The 14,074-nt window shown below is 65.7% G+C and carries 15 protein-coding genes; 9 read left to right on the top strand and 6 right to left on the bottom strand.

Going from position 1 to position 14,074, the window contains the following annotated elements:
* Positions 1-1,005 carry a substrate-binding domain-containing protein gene (locus DEF76_RS12300; protein WP_114912588.1) on the bottom strand — a complete coding sequence of 335 codons (1,005 nt, stop codon included), beginning with the start codon at positions 1,003-1,005 and terminating at the stop codon, positions 1-3.
* Between the two features lie 102 nt (positions 1,006-1,107).
* Here DEF76_RS12300 and DEF76_RS12295 point away from each other — a divergent pair, with 102 nt between their 5' ends.
* From DEF76_RS12295 to DEF76_RS12280, 4 genes are all read left to right on the top strand, one after another.
* Complete coding sequence (locus tag DEF76_RS12295; protein ID WP_162800624.1) at positions 1,108-1,509, top strand: hypothetical protein; 402 nt, start codon at positions 1,108-1,110, stop codon at positions 1,507-1,509.
* 72 nt (positions 1,510-1,581) lie between these two features.
* On the top strand, positions 1,582-3,000 hold the full coding sequence (locus tag DEF76_RS12290; protein ID WP_114912586.1) for a carbohydrate porin: 1,419 nt from the start codon (positions 1,582-1,584) through the stop codon (positions 2,998-3,000).
* Between the two features lie 22 nt (positions 3,001-3,022).
* The gene (locus DEF76_RS12285; protein WP_114912585.1) at positions 3,023-3,388 is read left to right on the top strand and encodes a copper resistance CopC family protein; all 366 of its coding nucleotides are present in this window, start codon (positions 3,023-3,025) and stop codon (positions 3,386-3,388) included.
* 9 nt (positions 3,389-3,397) lie between these two features.
* Complete coding sequence (locus DEF76_RS12280) at positions 3,398-4,396, top strand: CopD family protein (RefSeq protein ID WP_114912584.1); 999 nt, start codon at positions 3,398-3,400, stop codon at positions 4,394-4,396.
* On the opposite strand, the gene DEF76_RS12275 is transcribed toward DEF76_RS12280, so the two are convergent.
* Positions 4,283-5,008, bottom strand: a complete 726-nt coding sequence (locus DEF76_RS12275) for a gamma-glutamyl-gamma-aminobutyrate hydrolase family protein (protein ID WP_114912583.1) — start codon at positions 5,006-5,008, stop codon at positions 4,283-4,285. The two genes, DEF76_RS12280 and DEF76_RS12275, sit on opposite strands and share 114 nt — an antisense overlap.
* Before the next feature lie 278 nt (positions 5,009-5,286).
* Between DEF76_RS12275 and DEF76_RS12270 the strand changes: the two genes are divergently transcribed.
* Positions 5,287-7,542: a Hint domain-containing protein gene (locus DEF76_RS12270; protein WP_114912582.1), complete on the top strand. Its 2,256-nt coding sequence runs from the start codon at positions 5,287-5,289 to the stop codon at positions 7,540-7,542.
* 83 nt (positions 7,543-7,625) lie between these two features.
* On the opposite strand, the gene flgH is transcribed toward DEF76_RS12270, so the two are convergent.
* From flgH to DEF76_RS12250, 4 genes are read right to left on the bottom strand one after another with little or no spacing between them, the layout of a single operon-like run.
* A complete protein-coding gene (gene flgH / locus DEF76_RS12265; protein ID WP_114912581.1) occupies positions 7,626-8,360 on the bottom strand; it encodes a flagellar basal body L-ring protein FlgH in 735 nt (244 codons plus the stop codon).
* Positions 8,357-9,370 (bottom strand): flagellar basal body P-ring formation chaperone FlgA, encoded by a 1,014-nt coding sequence (gene flgA, locus DEF76_RS12260; RefSeq protein ID WP_114912580.1) that lies wholly within the window; start codon positions 9,368-9,370, stop codon positions 8,357-8,359. Before flgA ends, flgH begins: the two co-directional genes overlap by 4 nt.
* An 8-nt stretch (positions 9,371-9,378) precedes the next feature.
* Positions 9,379-10,164, bottom strand: coding sequence for a flagellar basal-body rod protein FlgG (gene flgG / locus DEF76_RS12255; protein ID WP_205216204.1), 786 nt, complete (start codon positions 10,162-10,164; stop codon positions 9,379-9,381).
* Positions 10,165-10,219: 55 nt separating this feature from the next.
* The gene (locus DEF76_RS12250) at positions 10,220-10,957 is read right to left on the bottom strand and encodes a flagellar hook-basal body complex protein (protein ID WP_162800623.1); all 738 of its coding nucleotides are present in this window, start codon (positions 10,955-10,957) and stop codon (positions 10,220-10,222) included.
* A gap of 269 nt (positions 10,958-11,226) precedes the next feature.
* Between DEF76_RS12250 and DEF76_RS12245 the strand changes: the two genes are divergently transcribed.
* From DEF76_RS12245 to DEF76_RS12230, 4 genes are read left to right on the top strand one after another with little or no spacing between them, the layout of a single operon-like run.
* Positions 11,227-11,733: a flagellar basal body-associated FliL family protein gene (locus tag DEF76_RS12245; protein ID WP_162800622.1), complete on the top strand. Its 507-nt coding sequence runs from the start codon at positions 11,227-11,229 to the stop codon at positions 11,731-11,733.
* Positions 11,730-12,785 carry a flagellar motor switch protein FliM gene (gene fliM / locus DEF76_RS12240; RefSeq protein WP_114912576.1) on the top strand — a complete coding sequence of 352 codons (1,056 nt, stop codon included), beginning with the start codon at positions 11,730-11,732 and terminating at the stop codon, positions 12,783-12,785. The genes DEF76_RS12245 and fliM overlap by 4 nt, the downstream gene beginning before the upstream one ends.
* Before the next feature lie 15 nt (positions 12,786-12,800).
* Positions 12,801-13,280 (top strand): DUF6468 domain-containing protein, encoded by a 480-nt coding sequence (locus DEF76_RS12235; protein ID WP_114912575.1) that lies wholly within the window; start codon positions 12,801-12,803, stop codon positions 13,278-13,280.
* A complete protein-coding gene (locus DEF76_RS12230) occupies positions 13,277-14,038 on the top strand; it encodes a MotE family protein (RefSeq protein ID WP_114912574.1) in 762 nt (253 codons plus the stop codon). Before DEF76_RS12235 ends, DEF76_RS12230 begins: the two co-directional genes overlap by 4 nt.
* The last annotated feature ends 36 nt before the right edge of the window (positions 14,039-14,074 follow it).

Genomic DNA, 14,074 nt, shown 5'->3' with positions numbered 1-14,074 from the left:
TTAAAGCCCCGCCGCGATCAGCCCGGGCAAGCTCTCCCGATCGATTTCGATCACCCGGTCGGCGTGGATCAGGTGATGCGCGAGGTTGATATCGGCAAGGCCGAGGCCGGGGATCTCAACGCCGGTGTGGAGGCCGTGCCCGGTGAAAATCATGCCGCAAACCGCGGCGATGGCGTTACCGACCTCGAGCGGATTCCAGCAGAAAGCGCGCCGGATCGCGCCAGCCATGATGAGTTCGCGCGCTTGCGAGGGCAGCGCCATGCCGACGACCGCGATCTGCTGCGCAAGCCCGCGCGCGGCGACGATTTTTCCCGCGCCAACGGCGCCATTTTCGCCAAAGGCCAGAATCCCGCCGAGATCGGGGAAGGCCTCGATTACGTCTGCGGTGATGCGGCTCGCGGCGGCGCGCTCGAGACCATCAGGAAAGCGCGGCGCGGCCAAAGCCATCGCCGGGAAATTGGCTTTCTGATGGGCGATGGCGGCGTCTGCCCAGAGCCGGTGCGAGGGCATTGCGAGTGTGCCGACATAGACAGCGTATTTGCCCCGCCCACCCATTTCGTGTGCCAGCGCTTGCATCTGTCGCACCCCGAAGGCGGCGGGATCGACCGGCTCGATATCCCAACTCCGCGTCGCGATCGCCTCGCCCTGCAAGGTGATGACCAGGATCCCGGCATCACGCGCCGCCTGAACGAGTGGGGCGAGTTCTGCGGTCGCGAGCGGCATCAAGGCGATGGCGTCAACGGGCGCGTCCTTGCCGTCGATCAGGCGTTGCATCAGCGCCGCTTGGCGCGACGGCTCGGGGCTTTCGGGGCCGATCAGGCTGGTGTTGAGGAAATAGCTCTGGCCGCCCTGGCGCAAGCCTTTCGCCATCAGATCGGACCAGGGGGTTGCGACCATGTCGGCGATCATGACCAGGGTTTTCTGGTGCATCTGCGCGAACGCCGGGCGCAGGGCGGCGCCCAGGCCGGCGAGACCGATCAGCCCGAGTGCTGCGCGGCGATGCATGCTATCTCCCTATTGTCCGAGACGGTTTCATGATCGGCGAAAGCCGGCGATCACGCAAGCCGATTGACCGAGATTGGCATCCTCGTTAGGGTTTTCGCGCAAATGCACCGAAAATCCGCCAAACCTGGTTCTGGCCATCGATTTTCAAGCCTCGGGCGACGCGTTGGCCTGATCGCGGCGGTTTGGGCGGTCATCGGCCAGATCGCATTCGCCGATCTGATGCAGGTGGAGGCGATGCGTGTCCTTCTCGGCGCGCAGAATGTCATCTGCCATGTCGGCGATGGCGGCACCGCGCCGACCGCACCCCATCACGGCACGGATTGCGATACCTGCCCGCTCTGTCAGGCTTTCGCCGAGGCGAGTTTGCTCGCCGGGCCAGCCGCCTCGCCGGCGCTTCCCGGACCTTCGCTCGCCTGGCAGCGCCGTGGCAACGTGTCGCCGCCGGCGCGCGCGCCGCCCGCTCTCGTCCTCGCCGGCGCCTGGCCGCGCGGCCCGCCCGCCTGATCTGAGTTGCTCGCCCCGTCCCGGCTTTGCCGGCGGCGGGTTTTTGCACTCGTTTCAGGAAAGATCACGCTCATGCCCCCCTTGCGTCCGTCGCGTGCGGCCCCGTTCGCCGCCGCCTTGCTCTGGCTTCTGCCAGGGCTCGCCACCGCTTTTGCCCAGAGCGCCACCGCACCCGCCGCGGCTGGCGATACCGCCTGGCAAAGCGGCTATTTGTTTGATTTCAGTACCTTCGGCCCGTCGAGTGGCGTCGGTCAGGCGATGGCCAATGCCGGGATTTATCTCAATGGCGGCGAGACCGGCATCCTCGCCAGCAATGTCGCCGGCGGAGCCAAGCAAGGTTCGGTTTTCGACAATGATTTCGAGGTCGAGGTCGATCTCGACATGGCCCGCATCGCCGGCATTCCGGGAGCGGCAATGCACATCGTCGTCGATGATCGGGTCGGCGGCTATTACGGCAAGTTCAGCGGCTCAAACACGCTGACGCCGCAGACCTTCGGGCCGAACGAAGTGATGCAATTCCAGGAATTCGACTGGGACCAGTCGCTATTCAACGATCATGTCTTGTTGCTGATCGGTCGCCAGTCGCCAGTATTTGATTTTAACTCTTTGCCCGTCGCTTGCGATTTCGTTTTCACCAATGCGTGTACGAATTTTACCGCGTTTTTCGTCAACGACAGCGCCGCGATCGCGCCCGCCTCGACCTGGGGGGCGCGGATCTCGATTCACCCGACGTCGGAGACCTATCTCCGTGCTGGCATCTATGAAGATGATCCCTACGCCTACACCCAAGCCTCGAACCTTACCAATAACTGGGGGCTCGGCCATGCGAGTGGGAGCTTCGTTCCGGTTGAGCTCGGCTACAAAACCGATTTCTCGACCGATTCCTATCCGCGCGTTTACGCGATCGGCGGATTTTACGATGACAGCCCCTATCCCGATCCGCTGTTCAACGGCGCTGGCTTGCCGTTGCCGATTTACGGCGGCACCGCGCGGCAGGACCAGGGGCGGGAATCGCTCTATGCGATGTTCCAGCAGATGATCTGGCGGCCGGATCTCTCAGAGACCCGGCGCGGTCTCACCGTGTTTGGCGGCACGATGTTCGGCTCAAACCAGTCCGAAATCCGGCAATATTACCAGGCCGGGCTCTCGGATCAGGGGCCGTTCGCTTCGCATCCGCATGATTCGGTGAACTTCCTCGTGGTGTATCAGGTGTTCAACCAGCGCCTCGTTGAGGATCAGACCTTGCTTGCCAATCTCGGCGGCTATCCCGGCCGGACCAACAAAGGCGAAACCGATTTCGAACTGAACTATCTCTGGCAGATCGGCGCCGGCGTCTCCCTCCAGCCCTTCGTCGAATACATCATCAATCCCGATCAGATCGGCTTTGCCGTTCCCAATCCGCGTCTCGCCAACTCGACCACGCTCGGCATGCAATTCGCGATCGCGTTACCGGATTCTCTCGGCTTGCCGGTTTTCGCCCGCAAAAACTGATCTCGCAAAAGGAAATCATCTGATGAGCAAGAAACTCATCCTCCTCGCCCTCTCGCTTTTGCTGGGCGCGCCCGCCGCTTTCGCCCATTCCTATCTCCGCGCGAGCGAGCCTGCGAATGAAGCCGCGGTAAAAACTGCACCGAAAGAAGTGGTGATCGATTTCACCGAAGAAATCGCCGCGCACTTTTCCGGCATCACGGTTGAGGACAGTCAGGGGACGCGGGTCGATAGGGGCGAACTCCACGCCGAAAACAAGGACGGCACGCGGTTTGGCATCGCCCTCAAGCCACTCGCGCCGGGTGTCTACACTGTCCATTGGCATGCGGTTTCCGCCGATGACGGGCATAAGACGTCGGGGAGTTTCCGTTTCACCGTTCTCGCGCCTTAAGGCAGGGCGATGACACCGGCCGAAGCTGCGGTCGCCCTGGCGCAGGTCGCGCAAATCTGCGGCATGGTCTCGGCGTTCGGGAGTTTCGTCTTTCGTCTGACGGTTCTGCCGGGTGCGGCGCTGGACGGCGCGGCTAGGGATGGCATGGCGGCACGGCTCGCCGGCCTCGCCCGCGCGAGCCTGGTGCTCGCCGTGCTGGCGGCGGCAGCGCGGCTCGTGCTGCAAGCGGCGGTCATTGCCGGAGCGGCGAGCGTCGGTGACGCTCTCGCCGCGGTTCCCGATATCGTCCGCTTCAGCCGTTTCGGGGCGATGCTGGTGGGGGAGGGGGGGCTGATGGCGCTTGCCCTCTTTGCCGGGCGCGGGGCGCGCGGGGGGGTGTTCGGTGCGACGCTGCTCGCACTGGCTTTCGTGCTGGCCGCGGGCTCGCTCCATGGCGCGGCGGTGCCGGGTTGGCGGGGCGGTGCGCTGTGGGCGGTTGCGAGCCTGCATATGCTGGCAACCGCCCTCTGGCTCGGCGGGATCTGGCCGCTCGGGCTGCTTCTCGGGCGGCTGTCCGCGGCCGCCGCGGCGCCACCGGTCGCGCGGTTTTCCGCGCTCGCGATGAGTGCCGTTGCCGTCCTCGCGCTGACGGCGCTGGCGCAGGCGAGCGTTTTGGTCGGCAGTATGGCGGCGCTGACGGCGGGGTCTTACGGGCGCCTCGTGATGGTGAAATCGCTGCTGTTTCTGCTGCTGCTCGGGTTGGCCGCGCGCAACCGGCTGCTGCTGTTGCCGGCGCTCCAAGGCGGCCATGGCGAGCAGGCGCTGCGTCTGCTCCGCCACTCTCTGCGCTGGTCGATCGGGCTTGCGTTCCTGGTGCTGCTCGCCGCCGGTTTTCTTGCGAGTCTCGCGCCGGGCTCAGCGCGAACGCTGTCGGCAGGCGGCGGCGAACGCGGCGAAGAGGCGGCGGCTTGCGGCATTGTCGCCGGCGCGCCACTCGGGATGCCATTGCACACCGATCGCAAAGCCTGACGCGCTCGCTACCCGCACGCCCTCGATGGTGCCGTCGGGGGCGATGGCTTCGATGGCGAGATCGGGCGCCGGCCGATCGATCGCTTGTTCATGGACGGAGTTCACCAGGATTTCGCTCTCGCCGATGATTTCGGCGAGCTGCCCCGAGAGCCGCACCGGATGACGGGCGGCGTAACGCGCCTCGCGATCCTCCTCACGCCCGATATGGGCCAAGCGGCCGGGAAGGGCGTGGACGCGCTGGCTCAGCGTGCCGCCGAGCGCGACGTTCAATTCCTGAACGCCGCGGCAAATGGCAAAAAGCGGCACGCCAGCGGCCAGGGCTTCGCGCGCAAGGGCGAGTGTGGTGGCATCGCGCGCCGGATCGTGGGCCTCGGGGGTCAGATCCTCGGCGGCGCCGTAACGCCAGGGTTCGACATTGCTCGGGCTGCCATCGAGCAGCACGCCATCGAGTCGCGCGAGCAGATCCAAGGCGGCCTCGCCGATCGGTGGGATCAGCACCGGAACGCAGCCGGCAACCTCGAGCAGCGCCGCGCCATAGCGCGCCGGCGCGCTGTGATGCACCTGGCCCTTACTGGAAATCGCACACGCGGGAATGCCGACGACAACGGCCATGTCGTTTTCCTTTTCCTAGCGAAGGTTTCATAGACCGGATCACGCGCGGCGCAAACGGGCTCGATCGCCAGCGTGCGTCTGAAATAATTTTGAGAAAACTCTCACAATACTGTCGCGCTATGACGAGTGCGCTACTTTAGATGCTATCAATTATTTTTCTCACGCCTTGAAATAGTCTTTGCCTCCTGATTTGCAATCGCTCTAAATCGCTCTGACTGCCGTGCGGCGGCGAGAGCCGATCCGTGGCGGGCGCATGGGAGAAAATTGGGAATCCGCCAATGACCACGACAACGCTCAGCACGTCCACCGCTCTCGAGCAACATATCACAAGCGGCAACACGCTCGATATCCTCAAAACCGGCACCGTCGATGTCGCCTCTGGCTTCGCTATCTATGGAGCTTTTGGCGGCGGCACCGGCGATAGTGTCATCAACGCCGGGCTCATCGAAAACCAGGCGGGAAAAAACGACGGCACCGGCATCGCGTTTTACGATGGCGGGACAGTCGAGAATTCTGGAACGATTTCGGCACTCATCGGCGTTTCGATCACCGATGCGACGCCGTCCGACAATGGCGGCGCCGCGGTCACCAATACCAGTTCCGGGACGATTTCTTCCACCCCGGGTGTCGGGGTGGCCGCCAGCTACGTCGCCAAGGATGTCGGCGTTTCCCTCGGGAACACGAATGCCAGCAATTACCTCCTTAATGACGGCCACATCATCGCCTCCGGCAATGTCGCGACCGGCGTCATCATCGACAATGCTAACGCCGGTACCAACACCATCAACAACCAGGGCGGGGTCATCCAGGGCGGGCAAGGATCTGGGAGCGGTTTTGTCGGCCGTGGCGTTTATATCCAGGCCGGCGGGGCGACGATCATCAATGCCGGGACGATTTCCGGCTACCATGGGATTGCGGTCAGTGGGGCCGATACCGCCGCGATCACGCTTACCAATGCCGGCACCATCGAAAGCCCCTACAGCAGCGTCGGGGCGGTTGCGTTCGGCGGCGGCGATGCCTCGCTGATCCTCGATCCCGGGGCGAAATTCATCGGTTATGTCGGCGCCTCGGCGACGACGGCAAACAGCATCACCCTCGCCTCGGCGGCCAGCGCCGGCACCGTCAGTGGCAGCATCGGCGGGAGCAGCGCCGAATACCGCAATTTTCAGACCATCACCGAGGCGAGCGGGGCGGATTGGACGCTCACCGGCGCGGTTGCCGCAGGCGAGACGCTCGCGCTCGGCAATAGCGGGATAATCGGGCTCGGCGATGCCAGCGGATTTGCCGCGACCATCGATCATCTCGTCGCCGGCGACACCATCGTTCTCACCAGCGATAGCTACAATGCCGCCGATCAGCTCGCGCTCGGCGCCGGCAATGTGCTGACGGTCAGCGCGTCCGGCACGCCGCTCGCAAGCCTGCAGCTCAACCCGAATGCGAGCTACACCCAGAGCGATTTCAGCCTCACCAATGCCGGCGGCAACGAAGCGATCGCCAACACCATCCCGTGTTTTACGCGCGGCACGCGGATCAGAACCGCGCGCGGTGAGATCGCGGTCGAGGCGCTGCGGCATGGCGACAGCGTCGCGACGCTCAAGGGCGAATGGCGGCCGATCGTCTGGATCGGGCGGCGGCGGATCGATATCCGGCGCCATCCCCGCCCGGCGGCGGTGCAGCCGATCCGCATCCGCGCCGGCGCCTTCGCCGAGAGCGTGCCATCGCGCGATCTCGTGGTCTCGCCGGGGCATTCCTTCTATTTCGACGGTGTTTTGATCCCGGCCGAGCATCTCTTGAACGGCCTCAGCATCGTGCGCGAGCCGGTCGCTGTGGTCGAGTATTTCCATGTCGAGCTTGACGAGCACGCCGTCTTGTTCTCGGAAAACTGCCCGAGCGAAAGCTATCTCGATACCGGCAACCGCGCCGATTTCGAAGGTGTCGGGATGGTGCTGCATCCCGATTTCTCGACGCGGCCGGCGAAAGCCTGGCACGAGACGTGTTTCCCGCTGATCTGGGACGGACCGCACTGGGTTGCGGCGCGGCGGCAATTGCGCGCGCGCCTCATCGCCCTCGGCGCGCGTGAGACCACCGAGCCCGATCTCCATCTTCGCCTTGGTGATCGCCGGATCGAGGCGAGCGCCATCGAACGCGAGGGCGGGTTCACGACCCATGTCTTTCCGGTGCCCGATGGCGCGGCGCCGCGGCTCGTCTCGCGCATCGCGGTGCCTGGGGAAATCCTGCCCGATTGCGCCGATCATCGGCCGCTCGGCGTCGCCGTTCATCGCCTTCTCTGGCAGGGGCGCGGCCGCGCCGCGGAAATTCCGCTGGCGACCCTCGGCGCCGGCTGGCACGCCCTCGAAGCCGCCGAAAGCGGTCATTGGCGCTGGAGCGACGGCGAGAGCGAAATCCCGCTCGCCTGGGTGCGGCCGCGCCATCTCGCCGGCGGCGGGCAGCTCCGGGTGACGATTGCGGCAAGCGGCCTCCGCTACCTCGCGGCGCCGGCGCCGTTCGATCGGGCGCTCACCGATGCCGCCTGACCCTCGCGCCGCCCCGTTCGGGGCCGGGCGCGAGGTTTCCGGGGTAAAGCGCCATTTTGGCGCCGTGCCGTTTTGGCCCCCGATCAGAACGGCAGCATCACGTCCAGCATCTGCTGGCCCCAGCGCGGCTCGTTGACCTCGGTGAGCTGGCCACGGCCGGCATAGGTGATCCGCGCCTCGGCGATGCGATCATGCGGCACGGTATTGTCGCTCGCGATATCCTCGGGCCGGATGACGCCGGTGACTTTCACCTGGCGCAATTCGGCATTCACCAGCATCTCCTGACGGGCCTCGACGACGAGATTGCCGTTCGGCAAAACCTGCGTCACGACCGCGCCGAGGCGAACGGTGACGGTTTCGTTGCGCTGAATCTGGCCAATGGTGAAGAGATTGGTGCCGCTATTGATATTGACCAGGTTGGACGCCGTCGAACCCTTGAGAAACGAAGGCACCAGGGCGCCGAGGCCGAAGAACCCGGGCACCCCCATGGTTTCGCTGTCGGTGCGCTGCTCCATGGTGTTGTCGTTGGCGGTCGCGGCGTCGTTCACATTGACGACGATGGTGACGAGATCGCCGACCTTGGAGGCCCGCTCGTCCTTGAAGAAGGCGCGCGAGCCAGGGCGCCAGAGGCTGTTCTCAACCGGCGGCGGCGGCTGCGGCGCCGGTGTCGGCATGGTCAGCGGCCGCCAATCGGGGTCGAGCGTCGGGTCGGTGGTCTTCGAGATTTGCGGCGGCTTGCCGACCTCGGCGAGGTTGGCGAGCACGCCGCAGCCGGGCAGCAGCGCGACCAGGGCGCTGGTCAGCAGGAAGCGCCTCATGGCTGACCTCCGGGCGAGAGCGACGCGAGACCATTCGTCAGCCCGCTGGCGTTTGGCGGCACTTCCGGATAGCTGCCCGGCATGACCCGCGCCGTTTGCGGCCCCGTCACCTCGGCATCGACGACGGCGTGTGACAGCGGATTGACCACCCGCACCACCGCGCCGAGCATGCCGTCCTGCAGCGCCTGACCCTGCACCACCATCGAAATTCCCGGCTGATCGAGCGTCACCCGCACCGGCAAGCCGCGCTGCACCAAGGGCGGGCGGGCAAGGTCGGCGCGCGGGATCGGCCGCCCGGCGATCGCGGCGTGGCGCAGCATCATGCCTTCCGCCTCGCGGGGATCGCGCACCGTATCGCCCGGCACCTGGTCGCGGCGCATGTGTTCGATGCGGAGATCGCCGGTTTGAATACGGCTGCCGGCGGCGATCGGAAGTGCCGCCACCGGCACATCGACCATCGGCCAGGCATGGCCGGAAACATGGAGGTATTTCGTCTTCATGCCCGGCGCGGCGAAGCCGAGCATGGCGGTGAAATGGCTGTTCGCGGCGTCGAAATCGATCTGCTCGACGGTCGGACGCAAGGCGCCATCGGCGGCGACCGGCGGCGTCGCGACGCTGTCGAGCGCGATGGCGCAATCCGGACCCGCCCCGGCCTCGGCCAAGGCATCGCGCAATGCGGCGACGATCTCGGTCCGCGCGAGGGAGCGCGCCGGCCGCTCCAGCACCACCTGATCGCTGTCGGACGCCGGCTGCCAGGCAACGCCGAACTGGCGGGCAATGGCGGCGAGCTGGTGCGCCGGCACGGTGACCCGCCCACCCGGCTGGGGCGCGGGGCCCAGCACCCGCTCGCCATTCGGCCCGGCATCGTCGAACAGGTCGGAAAGCCGCACCACCGGCCCCGAGAGCACGACGAGATCGCGTAAACTCGCGGCCTTGGCCGCAGGCGTTGCGAGAGCGCTTGCGAGCAGCAGCAGCGCAAGGCGCGGGAGAGGGGAAAAACGCGGGCGCATGCTCGGCCTCAACGCAGATTGGTGAGGGTGGAAAGCATCTGATCGGAGGTGGTGATCACCCGGCTATTCATCTCATAAGCGCGCTGGGCGGTGATCAGATTGGTGATCTCGGTTACCACGTTGACGTTCGAGACTTCGAGAAACCCCTGCTGGACGGAGGCATAGCCGGGCTGGCTCGGCATGCCGGGGATGGGAACGCCGGAGGCGGCGGTTTGCTCGAAGAGGTTGCTGCCCATCGCCTCAAGCCCTTCCTCATTGGGGAAAATCACGAGCTGGAGCTGGCCGACGGTTTGTGGCTGCGTCTGGTTGGGCAGCAAGACCTGCACCTGCCCGGCCGTGCTGATATTGACGCTGACGGCATTGCTCGGGATGGTGACGCCCGGGAGCACGACATAGCCGTCCGCGGTGACGAGCTGGCCGGTCGGCGAGAGGCTGAAGGTGCCGTCGCGGGTATAGGCGATCTGGCCGGTCGGAAGTTGGATCTGGAAATAGCCGGCGCCCTGGAGCGCGAGATCGAACGTGTTGTTGGTCTGCTGCAGGTTTCCCTGCTCGTTGATCCGCCCGATCGCCGAGTTCTGCACGCCGAGCCCGACCTGGATGCCGGCGGGAAGGATGGTGCCGGTCTCGGAGGTGTAGGAGCCGACGCGGCTCAGATCCTGATAGATCAGATCCTGGAACTCGGCGCGCTGGCGCTTGTAGGCGGTGGTCGTCATGTTGGCGATATTGTTGGAAATCACCTCGACATTGAGTTCCTGGGCCTGCATGCCGGTGGCGGCGATATCGAGCGAACGCATCATGGCGAAGGGGGCTCCGTGACGTCAGGAGGGCGGGGCATCAAGGCGGTGGCGGTCAGGCCGGGGTCATGATTTTCGAGATCGCGTTCATCTGCCGGTTGTCCTCCTCCTGAATGAACTGGGTCGCGAATTCGAAGTTGCGGGACTGCTCCATCATCGAGGTCAGTTCCACCACCGGCTTCACGTTGCTCTGCTCGATCATGCCCTGGATGATGACCGGGGCGGCCACCGGGCTGGTCGGGCCGGTGGCGCGCAGCCGCTGCCCGCCCTCGCTTTGCATCGCCGTCGGGTCGTTCGGTGCAACCAGGCCGATCTGGCCGATTTGGCCGTTGGCGCCGCTGATGGTGCCGTCCCGCGCGATGGTGAGGGGGGCGTCGGAGGTGCCGGCCTGAAGCGGCTGGCCGCTGGTGTCGAGAAGGGCGTTGCCGTTGGCATCAACGATGTTGCCGGTGGCGTTGAGGCTGAAATGCCCAGCCCGCGTCAGCCGCGGCCCGTTCGACGTCGCGACGGTGAAATAGCCGTCGCCCTTGATCGCGAGATCGAGCGGGTTGCCGGTGCGGCTCAGGGCCCCTTCATTGGTGTCGCGATAGATCGCCTTGTCCTCGGTATAGGTGATGGCCTGGCCGCCGCGCGGGGCATCGGTATGGAGCTGGCGGCTCATCCAGCCGCCGAACAGCATGCGTTCGGCGCGATAGCCGCTGGTTGCGGTGTTGGCGATGTTGTTGGCGGTGATGTCGATCAGCCGCTGCTGGGCGACGACGCGCGAGAGGGCGATGGTCGAAGGATTTTGCATGACAGGCATCCGCTCCGGGTCTTCGGGTAAGGCCGCGCTGGCCTCGCGCCGGTAGGAGCAAGCCCCATGCCAGCCGCCCGATCTCCGGCGGCGGCGGTATTCGGCCGCATCTCTGCATGCCCCTCGGCACGGCCTGCCGCCTCCGGCACGGCCGGCGCCGCGAACGCCCGGCAAAACTTGCCGATGGGGCGGATTTGGCAAGGCTTCGTTAATCGCTTGGCGGCAAGATGGCGCCGCAAACGTGTTCTGGCGAAAGGTGCGAACGGGCGATGAGTTCGGCGGTAGCGGCCAACGAGACGGTGGCGGAGGTTAAGACGGGCGGCGGTGGGCGGCGCAAGCTGATCCTGCTCGCGGTGCCGCTTCTGCTCGCCGTGATCGGCGCTGGCCTCTGGTTTTCCGGCATTCTGCCGCGTCTTCTCGGCGGCCACCACGAAGCGCCGGCGGCGGCCACGAAGGCGGCCGAATTGGTCGCGCCGGTCTATACCGATGTGCCGGAAATCATCACCAATCTCGATACTGGCGGGCGGCGCCAAAGCTATGTCAAGCTCAAGGCGCGGCTCGAACTCGCGAAGGCCGGCGATCAGGCGGTCATCGCCGCGGCGATGCCGCGTATCCTCGATGTTTTCCAGACCTATCTCCGCGAGATGCATCCCGACGAGTTGCGCGGCTCATCGGGCACCTATCGCCTGCGCGAGGAGATGATCGCGCGCGCCAATCTCGTGGCCCAGCCGGCGCGCATCGTCGATATCCTGTTCGAGGAGCTTTTGGTGCAATGAGCGGTGATGCCGACCCATCCGATGACGAACTCGCCGCCGCCTGGGGTGCCGCGACCGAGAGCGGCGTGGAGGCGACGCGCGTTCTCAACCAGGCCGAAATCGACAGCCTGCTCGGCTTCGATGACGGCAGCGGCAATGGCGGCGATGCGCGTTCGGGGATCCAGCGGATCATCAGTTCGGGCCTGGTTTCGTATGAACGCCTGCCGATGCTCGAGATCGTCTTCGATCGGCTGGTGCGCATCATGTCGACCTCGCTCCGCAACTTCACCAGCGACAATGTCGAAGTCAGCATCGACAATATTCTCTCGCTCCGCTTCGGCGATTATCTGAATTCGATCCCGCTGCCGGCGATGCTCGCGGTGTTCAAGGCGGAGGAGTGGGATAATTACGGCTTGATGGTGATCGATTCGGCGATGATCTATTCCATCGTCGATGTCTTGCTCGGCGGCCGCCGCGGCACGGCGGCGATGCGCATCGAAGGCCGCCCCTACACCACCATCGAGCGCACCCTGGTCGAGCGGCTGATCCATGTCGTGCTCGCCGATCTTTCCGCGAGTTTCGATCCGATCTGCCCGGTGACGTTCCGCTATGAGCGGCTTGAGGTCAATCCGCGCTTTGCCACCATCAGCCGGCTTTCCAATGCCGCCGTGCTGGCGCGGCTTCGCATCGATATGGAGGACCGTGGCGGCCGGATGGAGCTTTTGCTCCCCTACGCGACCTTGGAGCCGGTGCGCGAATTGCTGCTCCAGCAGTTCATGGGCGAAAAATTCGGCCGCGATTCGATCTGGGAAACCCATCTCGCGGAAGAATTGTGGAACACCGAGGTCGAACTCGAGGCGTTGCTCGACGAGCAGGTGATGCAGCTTTCGGACGTGCTGGCGCTGCGTCCGGGCAGCCAGCTTTTGCTCAACGTGCTGCCTGGCGCGCCGGTGCAGCTGCGCTGTGGCGGCCGCCCGCTGTACGAGGGGCGGGTCGGGCGGCGCAAGAACCGCGTTGCGGTTCGCATCGAACGCGACATTCCGCACGCGCCGGTCGCGTCACGTCAGGGCTGAAAGACGAGGCATGCGATGAACGGCATGGAATGGCTTCTGGAACTCGTTCTCATCGGGCTTTTGGCGATGACCCTGGTGCATGCGCTGCGGCTCGAGCGCGCGCTTGGCCTCCTCAAGCGCGATCGCGCGACGCTCGAGGAGATGATCGCCGGTTTCAACGCCTCGACGCGTGAGGCCGAAAGCGGCATCGCCCGGCTGCGTGAGGCCGCCGACGGCGCCGGGCGCCAAATCACCCGCCATGTCCAGCTCGCCCAGGAACTCAAGGGCGATCTCGGCTATCTCGTCGAGCGTGGCGAGAAACTCGCCGACCGGCTCGATCGCTCTCTGCGCGCCGGGCGCGCCGTCGCCGCCGAGACCGGGTCGGCGCCGACCTACGCGCCGCGCCAGCCGGCGCTGGCCGTGGCGGCAGAGCCAGAGCCGGTGGCAGAGCCGGCGGCGCGCGGGCGCAGTCAGGCCGAGCGTGATCTGATGAAAGCGCTGAGGATGGCGCGATGATTTTCTACCGGGCATCTGGGACGACGCGCGGCTTCGGCTTTCGTCTTCCGCGTCTTTTGCCGCTGACGATGGCGGTGATGTTGGTGCTGCTGGTCCTCAAAACCACCGGCCTGGTGCGGACGGCGTTCTTCTCCCCGGCCGAGGAGCGGGCGCTGGCGGCGGTCGAGGACAGCGTGGTGCCGACCGCCCATGCCGCCGCTTCCGCCGCCAATCCCGCGCCGCCCGCCGGGAACGGCGCGACTTCAAATATCGCGGCGAACGCGGGAACCAACGCCGCCAAACCTGGCCCGGTCGACGATCCGGATAAGCCAGTCAATCTCGCGAAGCCCGAGGCGCCGCAAATCAGCGACACCGAACGCCATCTGCTGCTCGATCTTCGTGAACGCAAGAAAGTACTCGATCAGCGCGAGGCGGCGCTCGGCGAGCGCGAGGCGGCACTGGCCGCCGCCGAGCGGCGGATCTCGGCCCGCGTCGATGAACTCAAGGCACTGCAGGACCGGCTCGTCACCCTGGAAGCGGCGCGCAAGCAGCGGGAGGAATCGAGCTGGGCCGGCCTCGTGAAACTCTATGAAACCATGCGGCCGCGCGACGCTGCGGTGATTTTCAATGATCTCGACATGAATGTTCTCCTGCCGGTGGTCGACCGGATGAAGGAAGCGAAAGCGGCCGCCGTCCTCGCCGCCATGCAACCCGAAAAAGCGCGCCAGATCACGACGCAACTGGCGGCGATGCGTACCCACGAGTCCGGCGGCAGCTGATCGCGCCGGCGACGAAGCTATTTGTGCGGCAAAACA

Source organism: Acidibrevibacterium fodinaquatile, from assembly GCF_003352165.1.
GTDB lineage: Bacteria > Pseudomonadota > Alphaproteobacteria > Acetobacterales > Acetobacteraceae > Acidibrevibacterium > Acidibrevibacterium fodinaquatile.
This window is presented reverse-complemented; position numbering and strand designations above follow the sequence as displayed.

Excerpts from the sequence above, each read along its gene's own strand:
- DEF76_RS12300 (WP_114912588.1), bottom strand. The coding sequence starts at position 1,005 with ATGCATCGCCGCGCAGCACTCGGGCTGATCGGTCTCGCCGGCCTGGGC.
- DEF76_RS12295 (WP_162800624.1), top strand. The coding sequence starts at position 1,108 with ATGCACCGAAAATCCGCCAAACCTGGTTCTGGCCATCGATTTTCAAGC.
- DEF76_RS12290 (WP_114912586.1), top strand. The coding sequence starts at position 1,582 with ATGCCCCCCTTGCGTCCGTCGCGTGCGGCCCCGTTCGCCGCCGCCTTG.
- DEF76_RS12285 (WP_114912585.1), top strand. The coding sequence starts at position 3,023 with ATGAGCAAGAAACTCATCCTCCTCGCCCTCTCGCTTTTGCTGGGCGCG.
- DEF76_RS12280 (WP_114912584.1), top strand. The coding sequence starts at position 3,398 with ATGACACCGGCCGAAGCTGCGGTCGCCCTGGCGCAGGTCGCGCAAATC.
- DEF76_RS12275 (WP_114912583.1), bottom strand. The coding sequence starts at position 5,008 with ATGGCCGTTGTCGTCGGCATTCCCGCGTGTGCGATTTCCAGTAAGGGC.
- DEF76_RS12270 (WP_114912582.1), top strand. The coding sequence starts at position 5,287 with ATGACCACGACAACGCTCAGCACGTCCACCGCTCTCGAGCAACATATC.
- flgH (WP_114912581.1), bottom strand. The coding sequence starts at position 8,360 with ATGAGGCGCTTCCTGCTGACCAGCGCCCTGGTCGCGCTGCTGCCCGGC.
- flgA (WP_114912580.1), bottom strand. The coding sequence starts at position 9,370 with ATGCGCCCGCGTTTTTCCCCTCTCCCGCGCCTTGCGCTGCTGCTGCTC.
- flgG (WP_205216204.1), bottom strand. The coding sequence starts at position 10,164 with ATGCGTTCGCTCGATATCGCCGCCACCGGCATGCAGGCCCAGGAACTC.
- DEF76_RS12250 (WP_162800623.1), bottom strand. The coding sequence starts at position 10,957 with ATGCAAAATCCTTCGACCATCGCCCTCTCGCGCGTCGTCGCCCAGCAG.
- DEF76_RS12245 (WP_162800622.1), top strand. The coding sequence starts at position 11,227 with ATGAGTTCGGCGGTAGCGGCCAACGAGACGGTGGCGGAGGTTAAGACG.
- fliM (WP_114912576.1), top strand. The coding sequence starts at position 11,730 with ATGAGCGGTGATGCCGACCCATCCGATGACGAACTCGCCGCCGCCTGG.
- DEF76_RS12235 (WP_114912575.1), top strand. The coding sequence starts at position 12,801 with ATGAACGGCATGGAATGGCTTCTGGAACTCGTTCTCATCGGGCTTTTG.
- DEF76_RS12230 (WP_114912574.1), top strand. The coding sequence starts at position 13,277 with ATGATTTTCTACCGGGCATCTGGGACGACGCGCGGCTTCGGCTTTCGT.